Here is a 15,417-nt window from a genome sequence, read left to right on the forward strand (position 1 = left end):
GGGAGGCCCGCCATGCTTTCCGCCTCGAAACTGGCGGATCGTCTCGCGCAAGACGCGGAGGCGGTCTGCCGCCACTATCTCTCCGCCGGCCGCCGGGCTGGCAACTACTGGCTCGTCGGCGATGTCGGCAACAACGAGGGCCGGTCCCTCTATGTCCATCTGGTCGGTCCTCGCGCCGGCCGATGGACCGATGCGGCGACTGGACAGTTCGGCGATCTGCTCGACCTCGTCCGCGAGACCTGCGGCCTCGTCGACTTCCGGGACGTTGCAGGCGAGGCGCGCCACTTCCTCAGCCTGCCTCGACCGGAGCCGGTGTCGTTCCGGAGGGCCGACGCCGGTGATTCAGCACCGGTCGAACGGCCTGCGGCTGAACGCGCCAGGCGTCTGTTTCGAATGACGCAGCCGCTGGCCGGCACATTGGCCGATGTCTATCTCCGCAAGCGCGGTATCCTGAAGGCATCCATCCATGCGGCGCTCCGTTTCCACCCGTCCTGCTACTATCGCGACCTCGTCACGGGCCGGACGAGCAGCTATCCTGCCCTGATCGCCGCCGTGACTGACTGTCCCGGCGCGATCACCGGCGTGCATCGTAGCTGGCTCGATCCCGACGGCGACGGCAAGGCGAAGGTCGACGATCCGCGCCGCGCTCTTGGCGGACTGCTCGGGAACGGCGTCCGCTTCGGCTTTCCGGTCAATGCACCTGTCCCGGTGATAGCGGCAGGCGAGGGCCTCGAAACCGTGCTGTCCCTCTCACACGTGATGCCCGGCATGCCGATAGTGGCGGCGCTCACGGCCACTCACCTTGCCGCCTTCCGCTTTCCGCCGGAATGCCGGCGCGTTTACATCGCAGCTGACGCGGATGCCGCCGGCCGACATGGGATCGAGGGATTGAGCCGCCGGGCACAGGAAGAGGGGATCCTGCCGCTGGTGCTGTCGCCGGAGCTCGGCGACTTCAATGAGGATCTTCGCTGGCTGGGCCCGGACCGGCTGACCGCAAACCTCAGGGCCCAACTCACTCCGGAAGACGCGATGGCATTTCTGCCTACGTGAAGCGGGTCGGAACAGCGTGGGGAGAGGGTGTGGCGGCATTCGCGAAGGGCGGCGGTCCACGGTTCTCATAGGATGAGCGCGCGCCCACGGGCCTGCCGAGAGGCGACCCTTACCACGCGGGCCTCCGGGCCTTCAGCGGGTCGGTCGGGTTTCTTCCCCTGCCGGTCCGCAGACGCGGCCCGTCATTCCCCGCGGATCAAGAAACCTTCCCTCCGCCGCCCGGCGCTTCGCTGGGCCGCGGCACTTCGCTTGCGGTTCCGGCCTCGGCCCGCGTGATCGGGTTCGCCGTCAGGCCGCGAGAGGCGCGGCCCAAACCGATGGAGACCATCATGGACATGATCCTTCACCCCGACGACACCTTCGAGCCCCATCAGGCGTCCTCCCCGACCGATCGCTTCATCTACGAGATGCAGGTTTTCGGCTACCGCCCCTTCCAGGACGAGCCCGACCCGCGCCCATTGCCGGAGGAACAGCAGGTCCGCTCGTCGATCACCACGATCTTCGATGCGCTCGCAGAAATGCTCGGTGACACCCGGCTGGAACCCGATCTCGAAGACCTGTTCTGGTCGATCCCCAATCTCTTCCATCGCGCCGGTGAGCGCATCGAGCGCGAGCTCGACCGCAACGAAGAAGCGCAGCGCACCGGCCAGCGCGAGCAGGACGGCTCGGAGGTGAAGAGTGTCGAGCTCGAACGCCTCATCGCCGAGGGCATCACGCTGCTTGAGCGGCGCAATGCCTTCGAGTTCATGCGCGACTACGCGGCCGATCTATTCGAGGCGCAGACCGGTTCGTCCTGGCGGCCGCGCACCGGCTCTAAGGTCAACCACGCCACCATGACGGCGGCAATGATCGACAGCCGGGACTTCCTCTCTGCCCGACGGCGCGCCGAAACCGAAGTGCTGATCCCGGCCGGCACCAAGATCGCCTTCTCCGGTGGCATGGACTACAACGATCATGAGCGGATCTGGGCCAAGCTCGATCAGGTGCAAGCCAAACACCCTGATATGGTGTTGCTGCACGGTGGTTCGCCGAAAGGTGCTGAACGCATCGCCGCTTGCTGGGCGGAGGCGCGCCGGGTGACGCAGATCACCTTCAAACCCAATTGGACCAAGCACGCAAAGGCCGCTCCGTTCCGGCGCAATGACGAGATGCTGTCTGTCATGCCCGCCGGATTGATCGTCTTTCCCGGAAACGGCATCACCGGTAACCTTGCCGACAAGGCGCGTCGCCTCGGCATTCCGGTCTGGCAGGCTTCAGGAGACGGCGCGTGAGCGCCGTTTTCCGAAAGATGGAAAATGTGGAAAACATGGGAAAAATGGGTTATATGGAAAAACACGCTGGAGACCATAGCCATGAAGCAGTTCACCACAGGCGACCTGAACAAACAGATCGGCGATATTACCGATGCGGCAAGCCGCGAACCGGTCATGCTCACCCGCCACAAGAAGCCTCGCTTTGTGCTGATGAGTTATGAGCACTATGAGCGCATGCGCACGGGCGGCGACCCTCGCCGCGCCTATCATATCTCCGATATGCCCGCCGAGCATGCGGAACTGTTCGACGAGGCGATAGATCGGCTGGCGCGCGGCGAAGGCTACGATGATGAGCCATGAATTCCGGCCCGGCGAAGTCATCTCCTATCCCTATCTTGGGCCTGGCAGCAGCAGCGCGGCGAGACCGAAGGCCGCAAACAGCGACCGGTCTGCGTCGTCATCGCCATCCGAAGTGCCGCCGACGGAAATACGCACCTTGCTCTTCTCGCCATCGCCACCCAGCCCCCGCAAACGGGTCGGGCCGCTCTGGAGATCCCGGAGATTGAGCGGAAGCGCGCGGGCTTAAGCGACATGAAGCAGTGCTGGATCATGGCCGACGAATACAACTATGACATCGTCGAACGCTCCTGGTACATCGAGCCGGGCCAGGACATTCTCGGCCGCTTCAGCAAACCCTTCATGATAAAGATCGCGAGCCTGTTTGCCGAGGCGCGTGGCAGATCCGGCCGGGTCAACCGCCTCGATTGAGCGGCGATCGAAACGGTCATCATCCGGCACATCTCCGGCGACTACATCGCCGGCGCCGTTAATGTCGGAGGCCGGCCTCACGAGGCAACTCTCCGACTGGCGGCTGTTTTTGGCAGGTCTCCCTCTCTTGACCATCACCGCGCGGGAACGACACCCGGCAATCAAACCGGTGTTGTGACCTTTATTCAACCGAGCTGCAGTCGCGCCATGGTGTTCGGCAATTCGAGCGCCACACCGACCGAAGCCATTTCTGACAATGACGATGGGATCGGGAGGGGGCTGATCTCTGGCGTCGCGTCAGATGATTGGCGGCCAGCATCCGTTGACCGAACACTCACCGACGCAATCGACGAGCGCGGCACTCCGCGGGTCCGCAAAGGGCAGCCAAGGCGAGGTCTCCTGCCGACGTCGCAATCAAGGACCATTCCCGTTCTTTATGTCGCCTTTCTAAGGGACCGGCCGCGATCAGCGTCAACCCCGCAAGGGGGTTCCCCTCCGCTAAAGCTTCGGTGACGCCTGCGGCGCAGCCCCTTCTTCGGGCGCCATCGGGAATGGTCCCGATGCAACGAAGGAGACAATCCCATGGCTACCACGATCGCAACCCTCACCGAAAAAACCGACGGAACTTTCGAAGGCGTCTTCGCCACCATCCGGGTCAACGCCCCGATCGCCATCGTCCCCAACGCCAATAAGGCGAGCAAGGAAGCCCCCGACTTCCGTGTCATTCACCGCAAGACCGGCTTCGAAATCGGCGCATGCTGGAACCGCATCTCCCGTCAGACCGGCGAGGAATATCTCTCAGTAACGCTCGAGGCACCCGAGATCGGCGTCATCTTCGGCAACGTCGCCCCGGCGCCCGGCGGTGAGCCCGGCAAGAAGGTCATCCTCTGGAACAGCCCGGCCTGAACCGGACCGCCGGCCCCTCGGGGCCGGCCTCCCCAATTCCAAAGGAGGCCCCTATGAGCCGCTACACAATTGCCGTCACCAGGACCGCATCCCGCCACGCCGACCCGGATGCCATTATCGGTTACGACCGTCCGCTTCAGACGTTCTTCCTCCAGGCATTTTCGGATGCCGAAGGCGAGGACCTGAAACTCTGGCTGGGGACGGACTTCCAGGAGTTCGGGACACTGTCGCAACTGCGGACCGCGGCGATCGCACGTGGTTTCGACTTCATACCCTTGGCATCCGGCGTTCTTCACAAGCTGCTGGACGACCATGCCCGGGAAGCCGATCACGCGGTCAGCGACACGATCATTCAGGATCTTCTTGAGCGGACGTCCGTGCACTGATGCAAACTCAGAACGAAAATAGCCCGGCTCGGTCCGGGCTATTTTTTTGCTTGGCTGGCAAGATTACTTGTTCAGCGCGTCTTTCAGTGCCTTGGCCGGCTGGAAGCTCAGCTTCTTGGCCGCGGCGACCTGGATGGTTGCGCCGGTCGCTGGGTTGCGTGCCTCGCGCTCCGGCGTTTCTTTTACCTTGAACTTGCCGAAGCCGGGCAGGGACGTCTCATTACCGGCAACCGCAGCTTCGGTAATGGAAGCGATCACCGCCTCAACGATGGCCTTGCCCTGAACCTTGGTCAGCCCATGCTCGCTCGCGATCTTGTCGGCGATTTCGTTGGTTGTGGTCATTTTCTTCTCCGCATCGTTTCAGATGCAGAATCCCTGCCATTGCCGATCGGCGCTGTCATCGACAAGCTTCGGCAAATGCCGTTGAAAGCCCGGATCTCCACAGCTATTCGCGCTGTCAGCTGTCAGCTGTCAGATAACCCGAAGACGGGCATCGAGCCCGTCTTCGAATTCGGGTGCGATACGGAGAGGAAATATCTGCTCAGTCCGACCGAGGATGCCATGGCGCCATGCCGGCCTCAAGGACGAGCGGTGCCCCCAATTTTGCCTCCGCTCCGGTTCCCTTCGCTCTGCCAAAATCGGCTCCCCCACTCGCCGGCTCCGCCGGTCGCTGGCGCGATCCTTGACCCCGCCATGCCCCCATGACCGCACGCGTCGTCTTTCACAAACGTCAAGGAGACGACGATGCTTCTGGAACAACACATTGAAGAGCTGCGGGCCGAATTGCGAAATGCCGTATACCACGATGAACGACGCGAGATCGAGGTCGAGCTGGAACTCGCCTGCGCCGAGTTGGCTGTGATCATGGCCGAACAGGAGGGCGCAATCGACGCCGAGCCGCCTTTCTGAGGCGGCTTTCGCCATATCGCCTGGCCTGATGCGCCGGATCGACCGGCGCTTCAGGCTCTGACCCCTTTAGCCATCGTCTGCCAACACCTGCCGTGGTTCCTGTATGAAGGGCGGAAGCGCCCGTGTTCACGCTGCTCGTTGATCTCGTCTCCCCGATGTGAGGATGGCATCTGCCTCCACGACAGTCGCTTCACCATCTGTCACCTGATGCATCCTGCGGGAAATAAGGTTTGGGCCGGTATCCGCGCGACCGTCGCTTCCGCAAAAGCTGAAGGAACAGGCTGACCGCCTCTTCCTCCCGCGCAAAATGATGCTCCCGCCTTTGGCCAGTCGCGCCGATGCGACCCCATCGGCGGATGAGACAGGTCTCGCCGAACAGGTTGGGCTCAATCGACATGGCATAAAAGCGGGCCATGTTCTTCCCGGCGTCGATGCGTTCGACATAGAGCTGGTAGGATTGCGCAGTCATGAAGTTGAGAATCGGACAAGGCGGACTCGGCGTCCAACGACATATTTGAATCGGTCGGGCTTGATTGATTCCTGCTGCTGATGAGTTTTCGGCTGACGATCTGGGCGAGCCGCCTGCGGCGGACGGTGCTATTCGCTCGTGCTCACGAAGCCCGCTAGCGGTCTCCGCCCATTCGGGTCACGCCCCTCTCGCGCCTGGCGCACTGGCGGCGCGAATTTCCGCGACCGTGCGCGATGATATGCTACATAGCCGGCTGGGCGCCGGATATGGGCACGGCGCCTAAGGCGCCGTGTTCTATCTCTCTGTCGGGTAGCAGCGGGGCATCGCTGCCCCGCCGCCCCCTCAGAACCGGGCGTACGGATCACCCCGTACCCGGCTCAAGCCATTCCTCAGCACCATGCTGTGGCACCGGGCCACTCGGCGTTTGATTTCGTGGCTCGACGATGGGCGAAGTACTCGTGCCATACTGGATCGAATGGGCTGGCCGAAGCGCGGATTTTGATGTGCCTCGTGATTGAGACCGTGGCTGCGCGGAATAACCGATATTTGGTGTCTTCCGTGCCAAATTCCCCGTTCCGGTTTCCATAAGTCCGGTAGTACTTGTTCTGCACCCATCGTGCTGTCTTGTTGGGGTGCCTTCGGCCCGCCCATTTCCGAAGCATTCGCCAGATGCGGTCATCCACCAAAGAGAAGGTTGCCTTTGCCGCGCAATGCCGGTGATACATCGCCCATCCCCGAATGATCGGATTGAGCATATATATCAATGACGCCTGCGTAGCGGTGGCGTTACCTTTTATGATTTTCCGGACCTTATCGAGGAGCGACTTCACGCTCTTCTTGGACGGCTTTATCAGGAGCTTGCCGTTGTACTTGCGTACGTTCTGGCCCAGAAAATCGAAACCCTCCGCTATATGCGTTATTCTGGTCTTCTCTTCCGAGAGTTCCAGACCCCGAGCGGCCAGAAACACCCTGACCGCAGGCATGACCTTGTCCTCCAGTATTTCCTTGGAAATGCCGGTGATGACAAAATCATCTGCATAGCGGATGACGTTCAGGCAGGCTTTCTCGCGCGTGCGTCTCGAGGACCCCACGCTTGCGTGTGCCGCTGCTTCCAGCCCATCTAACACAATGTTCGCGATCGTCGGCGAAATTACCCCGCCTTGGGGAGTCCCCGCCGTCGTCTCGAACAGGGTTTCCTCTTCGATATATCCGGCTTGAAGCCACTTTCGCAGGACGCCCTTATCCATCGGTATGTGCTTGAGGATGTAATCGTGGCTAATTTCGTCAAAACAGCCACGGATATCACCCTCCAGAATCCACGTTGGCGAAACGTGTCTCGCCAACGTGATGAAGCACTGGCCGATGGCGTCGGCTGTCGAGCGTTTGGGCCGAAATCCATAGGAGTTCGGGTCCGCCCGGGTCTCTGCCACGGGTTCCAGAGCGAGCTTCCATAAGGATTGCATCGCTCTGCACCGCATACAGGGAATCCCGAGGGGGCGCTTCTTGCCGTTGCTTTTCGGGATGTAGACGCGGCGCAGTGGCATCGTTCGATAACCACGGTGCTGTAGCGTCGACATTCCCTTCCATCTGGCCGCCGAGGTTGACCAGATTGCTCCGTCCACTCCCGGCGTGTTCTTACCACGATTTTCCGTCACCCGCTTCACAGCAAGCATTTTGCCGCTGTGCGAGCGGGTCAGCAGACGTTGCAGGGCTTTCACCTTGCCCCATCGGCCTTCGCGAGTGGCCTTGGCGATACGTACTTGAAGTCGCTCCACGATTGCCTCAATGTGAGGCCAGTTCGCCTGATCCCACATCTGTGCCTCGTGCGAGGACGCACCAGCCATCGATGCTTTCGCATCCCTGGCCGTCATCTGCTTTTCCTCGTCCAGCGATTTGTCATGCTCTCTCACCATGAATGACCAGGCGGAAGTCTGCCCACTTTCGTGTTGGGCAATGTTGCAGCCCATATCCCGGCCATTACAGCCGGGCTTTCGCTTTTTCCGCCTTCCTTTACCCGCAGCGCCAACAGCGTTCCTTACAGTTCGCCTGCCGTTTCCGGCAGCGCTACGGGCTTACCCTGTTCCGTACAAGTCTCAGAGCGGGTCGGATCCCTCCTATTCGCCGGCAGCTTATCGTCCATGGTGGCTCAAGTCAGAGGAGACCACACCTTGCTGCATACCTTTTGGTTCAAGCCTGTCAGCACGTTTGGCTTGTTAATGGTCACGACGTTTATCAGAGGTTCACGTATGTTGATCGTTACCGCCCGTCCCTCGCGCCTCACCGCCTTCGTGCTGGCAGATTCCACCTCGCCTCGCGGTTCGGTGTACCGGACATCCGGTGGCTGCATTGTTCCCGAAGCTTCACACCGAGTCGTTACCAACTCCGCGTGTCCGGGTAGGGAACGGTTGATGGAACAACCGGTTTTATCAGTTAGTTCATCTCCTGAATTCCTCCTGTAAAACCGAGACTTGCACGACTTTCCAGGTCGCACCTGACTTCCTATTGTCGCATTCGCCCCGGCGGCCTCAAGGACATCGCGGCCCCTCCAATTTTTCCGCCGCGCCGCTCACGCGCCACGCCGAAAAAATCGGTTCCTCCGCTCGCCGCCGCTGGCGGTCGCTCGCGCGATCCTTGACCCCTTGGGTCGCCAATGCGGGCCCCTTTTCGTCAGAACGAAAAGGAGGTTTCTTATGTCTGATTTCAACTTTCTCATGCTCTATGCCAAGCTCGCCGGCTTCAAGCTTCTCGTGAGCGCGAACCGTCTCGGCTGCGAGGATGAATTCTCAAAGACGCTACACGACCGGCTGCTGGCTGACCTCGATGGGACGATCGACTCGACGCGCCACATTATGGCCCTGCAGCGGCAAGTGCTTTCCGGGGACGATCCCGACGGTATGATCTCGTGCCAGCTTCAAGGCGAGGAGGAAATCCTCGCCCGCCGGACGACCGTGCTCCTCGATGAGCTGGAGATCGATTATGACACTTGTGAATATCGGGTAAATGGCGGCGAGTGGCACTACGCACAGTCGGCAGACTGCGACGGCATCGAGATCCGCTACCCCAGTACCATCCGTCTGAGCGACGACGAACTCGGTCCCCTCGCTGCGATCATCCGCGATATTGCGCAGGAGACAGGCATCGCGGTCAGCGTCGCCCGCGTCGTCTACGACTGAAATGACAAGACGAGAGGCGGCTTTGGCCGTCTCTCGTCTCATCCGCTGGCTTGACCGCTTGCAGGCGTCGAACCCGTGCGCGGTCTTGAGGGGAGAGAGCCGCTCTCCCCTCAAACTCCCCTCTCACTGCGGAGCGGGTCGAGACCCGCCCGGCCTTCCGGGCCGGTAGATAGACGCTGCCGCGACTTCTCCAAACAAGACGGAGAGGATGATCACCTTGCGCTACGCCCTCATACTTCGGGCATCCGCTGCAGATGATCGTCCTCTCCTGCGGCGCGCTCGCCGTCTCATCGTTCGTGTGCCATCAATGCCCGTTCCCTTCAGTCACGGACATCCCGGCACCTCACGACGACGGCTCGCTTCAGCATCTCCAACTAAATCGGCCCGGCCACCGCGCTGTTCCTCCGGCGCGGATCACAGGCCTGAGCCTGTGATCGCTGTTGCTTCGTCTGACGACTCGCAACAGCATTAGCGCCTCGGGCACGGTGGCCGGGCCGATTTAGTTGAGATGGCAGGATAGGCTATTGGTATACCAATAGCCGTTTCGCCCGAGGGGCGAGTCGCCTCAGAGGCGAGCAAGGGTTTCCCGGTCTTTCATCTTTCAGACGTAACGAGGTCATGAGGAAGAGACGTCGGGCCGGCGCAAGGGGAGGGCTGGGGAACCGAATCGTTGGGGCAAAGAGCCTTCGGCCGCAGTGAGATGCAGCGGCATTTCGTCGGTCAGGCGGCTACGCTAATCAGCGAATGGGCGAACCCGCCGATAGGTGGTTCGCCGATTCAACGGGCCTGCGAATGTGCGAATAGGCGGATACGCAAATAGGTGCATTGCCGCTTAGATATTTTCACAGATCCATGCAGCGTTTTCATAATGCTTGCGGCGCCACGGTCACTCACGCGGGAAGTGGGCAAACGTCGGGAGGCCGGATTTCGTCGGGGAAGGCGCGTCAGGACGTCGTTAGACAATACGACTCCGCCACCGACCACTCAAATCCTTCAAGAGCGAAATTTCTAACGCCTTCCGCTGAAGGTCGGTGTGGGCGGGTTCAGGCCAGCCCACATCGATAAATTTGATCTTACTCACCCCAGACAAGCCCGCCGACGCCCCCACGTGGAGCGATCTCGTCGATCCGCTTGAGATCTGCGTTGGTCAGCACCAGCTCCGCAGCCGAAATGTTTTCCGCTACACGTTTCGGGTTGCGAGAGCCAGGGATCGGGACGATGTAGTCCTTTCGCGTCAAGAGCCAAGCCAACGCAAGCTGGGAGAGGCTGAGACCCTTCTGGGTGGCTAATGAGCCAAGTTCCTTCGCAAGCTCGACGTTCTTGCTGAAATTCGCCGGCGCCCACCAGCCGAGTTGCTGCCGGAAATCGTCGGCTGCACAGTGGTCGCGGGATGTTACTTGGCCCGTCAGGAAACCGCGCGCCAGCGGCGAGTATGCAACCAGCCCGATGCCGAGTTCTTCAAGGACCGGCAGCAGCGGCTCCACATCCCGGGCGAAGATGGAATACTGGTATTGCTGCACCGAGATGGGGGCAACGGCGCTCGCACGACGGATGGTGTCCTCGTCCGAGTTGGAAAGGCCGAGATATCTCACCTTGCCCGCCCGGACGAACTCCTGCATCACGCCCACGACGTCTTCGATCGGGACGTTGGGGTCGGGGATGTGTTGGTAGAGCAGATCGATAGTCTCGACGTTCAGGTCCCTGAGACTGGAGTCCACGACTTGACGAATAGTGTCCGGCCGGGAGTCGGGAGCGTAGCTTTCCGTCAGGCCGAACTTCGTCGCGATCGTCACCTGGTCGCGGATCGGCCTGAGAGCAATGCCGAGCAGCTTCTCGCCTTCACCCCAGCCATACATGCGGGCGGTGTCGAAGTGGGTGACGCCGAGCGCATGGGCGCGGCGGATCGCCCTGATCGACTCCTGGTCGTCGCTCGGGCCGTAACCGATGGCGGTACCCATGGCACCATACCCAATGGCACCGACCGTGAGGCCGTGCCGGCCAAGCTTGCGTTGCTGCATCGCGAATGTCCTTTCATGTTGGATGTGCCCAGTGTGGCTTTCCCCCATCGACGACGCGATGCTCGATCCTGCCGATTGATTGCCTGATCCTGCCGATCGCTTGACGTTTCCAGGCGAACGGGAACAATGGTCGCATGACCGATCTTGCCCAACTCAAAGCCATCGTCCTGCGCCATGCCGGCAAGCAGCAACTGAAACTGCCGCGCGTCAGCGTCAGCACCTTCGACCGACCCTCGGAGCGCGGGTGGTTGGTCTATGACCCGGTTGTCTGCTTCGTGCTGCAAGGATCCAAGCAGGTCTTTATCGGTGACCAGGTTCTGGAATACGGCGCCGGCCACTGCATGGTGGTGGCAGCCGAACTCGCCGCCATGGGGCAGATCAGCGAGGCTTCACCCAAAGAGCCCTATGTCGCGCTCAACCTCTACATCGATCCGGAGGTGATCTCGGCGCTGCTCCTGGAGATGGGCGGCATGCCGGAGCCGCCAACGGACAAAGGCTTCGGCTTCAGTCCCGCGGGCCCGGCGTTGATCGAGGCTTGGCGGCGCTTCGCCGAACTTCTGGACCGTCCCAGCGAAATTCCGGTCATGGCGCGTCATAGGGAGCACGAACTCATGTTCCGCCTCCTCATGGGACCACAGAGCGCGCTGCTTCGGCAGATCGCCGGCGCCGGCAGCCGCCTGTCCCATATCCGGCGGGCCATGGCCTGGATTCGCGAGCACTACGCGGAGCATCTGAGTATCGAAGCCATGGCTATGGTAGCCGGGATGAGCCTATCCGTGTTCCATCGCCGCTTCAAAGCGATCAGCGGATTGAGCCCGCTGCAGTACCAAAAGCAAATCCGCCTGCATGAGGCGCGCCGGCGGCTGATCGCGGAGCACTCGGAAGCGGCGACGGTTGCCTACGCGGTCGGCTACGAGAGCGTTTCGCAGTTCAGCCGCGAATACAAGCGGCTCTTCGGCGCACCACCCCGGCAGGATGCCGGAAAACTGCAGAACATCGTTGATCCAGTGCCTTGAGGTCTTCCCACAGCACCTGCGCGAGCCCGTTCGCGCGGAGGCGGGAACGAAAACTGGCGAGCTACTTCCCCAGCTGTCTCGACTCTTCCTCGTGTAACACGCGATGGGCTTCGATCTCGCCCAGATGATCCAGCACCCAAGTCGCCAATTGCATGATCGGTGCGGCAAGAGAACGGCCGAGATCGGTCAGGCCATATTCGACCTGAGGCGGTATGGTGGGATAGACCTTGCGCGTCACCATCCCGTCCGCTTCCAAGGCCTTTAATGTGCGGGTGAGCATTTGCTGGGAAATCCCGCCTATCAGTCGCTTCAACTCGTTGAAGCGCCGCGGCTGGTCGGCCAGCATCGTGATCGCAAGGATGGTCCATTTGTCGCCGATGCGGCCGAGAATCGCGTTGACCTTCCGACAATCGGGGTTGGTCCCAGGGGCATTTGGCGGGGCAGGCATATGCATGTGACTAGGCCTTGAAAATATGCGTTCTTGCGGGGTTGGCGGTCAGTATTACATATTTGGTCAGCAAAACATACTGCCTTTTGGAGTACGCTATGACCAACATCCTCCTCGTCACCTCGAGCCCACGCGGTCCTCAGAGCCTGTCTACCCGATTTGCCCGTGAGATCGCTGAGAGCCTCAACGCTCGCTCTGGCCACGCGATTATCGAACGCGACCTTGGGGCAGCACCGCTGCCGCATATCACCGCGGCTTACATCGATGGCCGCATCGCCCTGCCCGAGACACGCACCGTAGAACAGATCGAAGCAGTCGATCTCGCCCAAAGCCTTGTCGACGAGGTTCTGTCCGCCGACGTGATCGTCATTGGCTCGGGCATGATCAACTTCGGCCCGCCGACGCAGCTCAAGGCCTGGTTCGACTATATCACTTGGCCGGGCGTTACCTTCCGCTACGGCACAACTGGTCCGATGGGTTTGCTGCCGAACAAGAAAGTCTATCTCGTGACCGCAACCGGCGGCGTCTTTTCGGAAGGTGCAAATGCGCCGTTCGATTTCCAGACCGCCTATCTCACTCACCTTCTCGGTTTCATCGGCCTCACGGACATCGAAGTGATCCGGGTGGAAGGAACGCTCATAAGTCCAGATGCAGCCAAGGTTGCCATAGCCTCCACCGAAACAACGATCCGAGCTGCGCTGGAACGCGCCGCGTAATTGGCTTCCGGAGTATAACAGGATGAAGATTGCGCTTTTCGGGGCCACAGGTCCCACCGGAAAATACATAATCGAAGAAGGTCTCAGGCGGGGCTACGAACTCTCCGCCTACACCCGCGATACGGCCAAACTGTCCGACTATGCCAGCAAGATTGCCATCGTCACCGGAGATCTCAAGGATCGGGAGGCGATCCGGAGAAACATCGCCGGTTCCGATGCGGTGATCAGCGCCCTTGGCCCGAACGGCGCCAAAACGCAAGAAGCGCTGCCTGTCATGAATGGACTTCGAAACGTGATCTCGGCCATGGACGAATTGGGTGTCCGGCGGCTTGTTCAGGTCTCGACCTCAAGTCACCGCGATCCACAGGACAGCTTCGATCTGAAGGCGAAGGCTATGGGGATGCTGATCAAGCTTATTGCCCGGGGTGCCTATGACGACATCAAGGCAATCGGGGCACTGATTTCAGGCTCCGGCCTCGACTGGACCCTGGTGAGGCTTCCCTTCCTCAAGGACGGCCCAGCCAATGGCGGCCCGGCGGTCGGCTTCTACGGAAAGGCGAAGCTGGGCATGAAGTTGTCTAGAGGCAATCTGGCGAAATTCCTGTTCGATCAGGTTTCGAGCAGAGAGTTTGTGCGGGCCGCCCCTGGCATTGCCGACCGTTCATAAACCGATATGGAAGCTGGCAGTATGCGGGCAACCTGCAGGAACATTGATGTTCATCTCGCCACGTCCGGGAGGCTCGCGACGGGCCAGCAATCAGACTAACAGAGGAAAGACCATGAAAGTCGAGATCTGGTCCGATATTGCCTGCCCTTGGTGCTACATCGCCAAACATCGCTTCGACGCCGCCCTGTCGCAGTTCGAGCACCGCGAACAGGTGGATGTCATCTGGCGCAGCTACCAGCTCGACCCGGATGCACCGCCCGTTACCAACAAGAACCTCAACGACATCTTGTCGGAAAAACACGGCTTGAGCATTGAGGAGGCCGTCGCGATGAATGACCAGATGCGTCGGCTCGGCGCGCGGGAAGGACTTGACTACAAGTTCGATCGGGCACGCTACGGCAATTCGTTCGATGCGCACCGGCTGATCCACTTCGCACGCAGCCGAGGCGTGCAAACGGGGATGGAGGAGCGTCTGTTCAGGGCCTACTTCAGTGAGGGCAAGGCGCTCGGTGATATAGATACCCTGGTCGAGCTTGCCGGAGAGATCGGCATCAATGCCGATGAAGCACATGTGGTCCTCGTCAGCGATGCTTTCGCCGATCAGGTTCGGGCGGACACGCAGACTGCGCGACGGCTGGGTCTCAAGGGTGTCCCATTTTTCATGATCGGCGAGAAATTCGGCATCGCCGGCGCACAGACGTCACAGAGCTTCCGGGACGCGCTGGCGCAGGCCTGGATGGAGGCACATCCGCGCGGCAGCATTTCAGGGGCTGCCATCGTCGACGCAGGCTGCTGCACGGACGACGGCTGCGAGGCTCTGAAATCCAAGGCCATTGGAAAGGCTGACTGAATTCTCAGCAGTGTCCGCTCTGGTCCAGAATGGCCCGGCAGGGAAAAGCCGCCGGTTTCGACTGGTCCATCAGGCCTTATCGGCATGACATGAAACCGCTGGCCAAGCTCTTTGCAGAGTGCGGTGGCGACAGCGGGTCCGATCGGGGGACGCGCGGTGCGGCGACGGGGCTTGACCGGGTATGACCTAAAGCGGACATGTTGCTTCGCGTTGTTACCGATCAGTTCTCCCTTCTGTCGCGCAGGAGAAAGTCACTTTGAACAGAAAGTCGCCGGTCTATCTCAACGCGTTGCGTGCCTTCGAGGCCAGTGCGCGCCATGGCAGCTTTTCCGGCGCGGCCGAAGAGCTGAATGTGACCGCGGCCGCGGTCGGACAAATGGTGCGCGGACTGGAAGAATGGCTGGGCATGCCGCTGTTTCATCGCAGCGCAACCGGGAAGGCCCGGCTGACCCCGACCGAAAATGCCGATCGCGCGCTGCCGGATATCCGCGCCGGGCTTGATCGACTCGGCATGGGCCTGGATCGTCTTCGCGAATCTACCACCGGCGGCATCCAAAGTCACCGTCAGCCCTGCTTTTGCCGCCAATTGGCTGCTGCCGCGTATCGATCGGTTCCAAACGAGATGTCCGGACACCGATATTCGCCTCGAGACGAGCTTGAAGCTTGTTTGCTCTTTTTGATTGGGATCGATCTCGACAAAAAGATCTGTCTTGGCAGCACTGGCGAAAAGCGCTTCATTGCTCATGGAGGCGATCTCGCGGCCGCTTAATACACGCTCGCCCTTCAAC

Annotated in this window: 16 protein-coding genes and 2 pseudogenes; 13 read left to right on the forward strand and 5 right to left on the reverse strand. The window is 60.9% G+C overall.

The annotated features are described in order from the left end of the window. Window positions 1-12: 12 nt before the first annotated feature. The 6 genes and pseudogenes from QA646_RS29480 (at window position 13) to QA646_RS29505 (ending at window position 4,363) form a co-directional block, all read left to right on the forward strand. On the forward strand, window positions 13-1,050 hold the full coding sequence (locus QA646_RS29480) for a toprim domain-containing protein (protein ID WP_283061138.1): 1,038 nt from the start codon (window positions 13-15) through the stop codon (window positions 1,048-1,050). A 329-nt stretch (window positions 1,051-1,379) separates the two neighbouring features. Continuing rightward, the gene (locus QA646_RS29485) at window positions 1,380-2,321 is read left to right on the forward strand and encodes a DUF2493 domain-containing protein (RefSeq protein WP_283061139.1); all 942 of its coding nucleotides are present in this window, start codon (window positions 1,380-1,382) and stop codon (window positions 2,319-2,321) included. 81 nt (window positions 2,322-2,402) lie between these two features. Further along, entirely contained in the window at window positions 2,403-2,663 is a 261-nt protein-coding gene (locus tag QA646_RS29490; protein WP_112756809.1) for a type II toxin-antitoxin system prevent-host-death family antitoxin, read from the forward strand. Beyond that, window positions 2,653-3,071, forward strand: a pseudogene (locus QA646_RS29495) (hypothetical protein). The gene QA646_RS29490 and the pseudogene QA646_RS29495 overlap by 11 nt, the downstream one beginning before the upstream one ends. A gap of 582 nt (window positions 3,072-3,653) precedes the next feature. Further along, complete coding sequence (locus QA646_RS29500; RefSeq protein WP_112756744.1) at window positions 3,654-3,977, forward strand: DUF736 family protein; 324 nt, start codon at window positions 3,654-3,656, stop codon at window positions 3,975-3,977. Between the two features lie 53 nt (window positions 3,978-4,030). Further along, the gene (locus QA646_RS29505; protein WP_283061140.1) at window positions 4,031-4,363 is read left to right on the forward strand and encodes a hypothetical protein; all 333 of its coding nucleotides are present in this window, start codon (window positions 4,031-4,033) and stop codon (window positions 4,361-4,363) included. 63 nt (window positions 4,364-4,426) lie between these two features. On the opposite strand, the gene QA646_RS29510 is transcribed toward QA646_RS29505, so the two are convergent. Further along, window positions 4,427-4,705, reverse strand: coding sequence for an HU family DNA-binding protein (locus QA646_RS29510; RefSeq protein ID WP_283061141.1), 279 nt, complete (start codon window positions 4,703-4,705; stop codon window positions 4,427-4,429). A gap of 402 nt (window positions 4,706-5,107) precedes the next feature. Between QA646_RS29510 and QA646_RS29515 the strand changes: the two genes are divergently transcribed. Continuing rightward, window positions 5,108-5,272: a hypothetical protein gene (locus tag QA646_RS29515; RefSeq protein WP_283061142.1), complete on the forward strand. Its 165-nt coding sequence runs from the start codon at window positions 5,108-5,110 to the stop codon at window positions 5,270-5,272. Between the two features lie 190 nt (window positions 5,273-5,462). Here QA646_RS29515 and QA646_RS29520 read toward each other — a convergent pair whose 3' ends face one another. Further along, entirely contained in the window at window positions 5,463-5,741 is a 279-nt protein-coding gene (locus QA646_RS29520; protein WP_283061143.1) for a WGR domain-containing protein, read from the reverse strand. A 389-nt stretch (window positions 5,742-6,130) separates the two neighbouring features. Further along, a complete protein-coding gene (gene ltrA, locus QA646_RS29525) occupies window positions 6,131-7,612 on the reverse strand; it encodes a group II intron reverse transcriptase/maturase (RefSeq protein WP_283061144.1) in 1,482 nt (493 codons plus the stop codon). Between the two features lie 819 nt (window positions 7,613-8,431). Between ltrA and QA646_RS29530 the strand changes: the two genes are divergently transcribed. Then, the gene (locus QA646_RS29530) at window positions 8,432-8,914 is read left to right on the forward strand and encodes a hypothetical protein (protein ID WP_283061145.1); all 483 of its coding nucleotides are present in this window, start codon (window positions 8,432-8,434) and stop codon (window positions 8,912-8,914) included. Window positions 8,915-9,987: 1,073 nt separating this feature from the next. Here the strand turns inward: QA646_RS29530 and QA646_RS29535 are convergent. Then, complete coding sequence (locus tag QA646_RS29535) at window positions 9,988-10,932, reverse strand: aldo/keto reductase (RefSeq protein ID WP_283061146.1); 945 nt, start codon at window positions 10,930-10,932, stop codon at window positions 9,988-9,990. A gap of 134 nt (window positions 10,933-11,066) precedes the next feature. On the opposite strand from QA646_RS29535, the gene QA646_RS29540 reads away from it, so the two are divergent. Further along, on the forward strand, window positions 11,067-11,948 hold the full coding sequence (locus QA646_RS29540) for an AraC family transcriptional regulator (protein WP_283061147.1): 882 nt from the start codon (window positions 11,067-11,069) through the stop codon (window positions 11,946-11,948). A 61-nt stretch (window positions 11,949-12,009) separates the two neighbouring features. On the opposite strand, the gene QA646_RS29545 is transcribed toward QA646_RS29540, so the two are convergent. Further along, entirely contained in the window at window positions 12,010-12,402 is a 393-nt protein-coding gene (locus QA646_RS29545; protein ID WP_283061148.1) for a helix-turn-helix domain-containing protein, read from the reverse strand. A gap of 92 nt (window positions 12,403-12,494) precedes the next feature. Between QA646_RS29545 and QA646_RS29550 the strand changes: the two genes are divergently transcribed. From QA646_RS29550 to QA646_RS29565, 4 genes and pseudogenes are all read left to right on the forward strand, one after another. Next, entirely contained in the window at window positions 12,495-13,112 is a 618-nt protein-coding gene (locus tag QA646_RS29550) for an NAD(P)H-dependent oxidoreductase (protein ID WP_283061149.1), read from the forward strand. 22 nt (window positions 13,113-13,134) lie between these two features. Next, window positions 13,135-13,779 carry an SDR family oxidoreductase gene (locus QA646_RS29555; protein WP_283061150.1) on the forward strand — a complete coding sequence of 215 codons (645 nt, stop codon included), beginning with the start codon at window positions 13,135-13,137 and terminating at the stop codon, window positions 13,777-13,779. A gap of 112 nt (window positions 13,780-13,891) precedes the next feature. Further along, window positions 13,892-14,629: a DsbA family oxidoreductase gene (locus QA646_RS29560; protein ID WP_283061151.1), complete on the forward strand. Its 738-nt coding sequence runs from the start codon at window positions 13,892-13,894 to the stop codon at window positions 14,627-14,629. Between the two features lie 256 nt (window positions 14,630-14,885). Next, window positions 14,886-15,297 (forward strand): annotated as a pseudogene (locus QA646_RS29565) (LysR family transcriptional regulator); the annotation flags it as partial. Window positions 15,298-15,417: the final 120 nt, after the last annotated feature.

Source organism: Rhizobium sp. CB3090 (assembly GCF_029714285.1).
In the GTDB taxonomy this organism is placed as follows: Bacteria; Pseudomonadota; Alphaproteobacteria; order Rhizobiales; family Rhizobiaceae; genus Rhizobium.

Coding starts and splice junctions, on each gene's coding strand:
- QA646_RS29515 (WP_283061142.1), top strand. CDS start 5,108: ATGCTTCTGGAACAACACATTGAAGAGCTGCGGGCCGAATTGCGAAAT.
- QA646_RS29550 (WP_283061149.1), top strand. CDS start 12,495: ATGACCAACATCCTCCTCGTCACCTCGAGCCCACGCGGTCCTCAGAGC.
- QA646_RS29505 (WP_283061140.1), top strand. CDS start 4,031: ATGAGCCGCTACACAATTGCCGTCACCAGGACCGCATCCCGCCACGCC.
- QA646_RS29560 (WP_283061151.1), top strand. CDS start 13,892: ATGAAAGTCGAGATCTGGTCCGATATTGCCTGCCCTTGGTGCTACATC.
- QA646_RS29540 (WP_283061147.1), top strand. CDS start 11,067: ATGACCGATCTTGCCCAACTCAAAGCCATCGTCCTGCGCCATGCCGGC.
- QA646_RS29535 (WP_283061146.1), bottom strand. CDS start 10,932: ATGCAGCAACGCAAGCTTGGCCGGCACGGCCTCACGGTCGGTGCCATT.
- QA646_RS29510 (WP_283061141.1), bottom strand. CDS start 4,705: ATGACCACAACCAACGAAATCGCCGACAAGATCGCGAGCGAGCATGGG.
- QA646_RS29520 (WP_283061143.1), bottom strand. CDS start 5,741: ATGACTGCGCAATCCTACCAGCTCTATGTCGAACGCATCGACGCCGGG.
- QA646_RS29555 (WP_283061150.1), top strand. CDS start 13,135: ATGAAGATTGCGCTTTTCGGGGCCACAGGTCCCACCGGAAAATACATA.
- QA646_RS29530 (WP_283061145.1), top strand. CDS start 8,432: ATGTCTGATTTCAACTTTCTCATGCTCTATGCCAAGCTCGCCGGCTTC.
- ltrA (WP_283061144.1), bottom strand. CDS start 7,612: ATGACGGCCAGGGATGCGAAAGCATCGATGGCTGGTGCGTCCTCGCAC.
- QA646_RS29480 (WP_283061138.1), top strand. CDS start 13: ATGCTTTCCGCCTCGAAACTGGCGGATCGTCTCGCGCAAGACGCGGAG.
- QA646_RS29545 (WP_283061148.1), bottom strand. CDS start 12,402: ATGCATATGCCTGCCCCGCCAAATGCCCCTGGGACCAACCCCGATTGT.
- QA646_RS29500 (WP_112756744.1), top strand. CDS start 3,654: ATGGCTACCACGATCGCAACCCTCACCGAAAAAACCGACGGAACTTTC.
- QA646_RS29485 (WP_283061139.1), top strand. CDS start 1,380: ATGGACATGATCCTTCACCCCGACGACACCTTCGAGCCCCATCAGGCG.
- QA646_RS29490 (WP_112756809.1), top strand. CDS start 2,403: ATGAAGCAGTTCACCACAGGCGACCTGAACAAACAGATCGGCGATATT.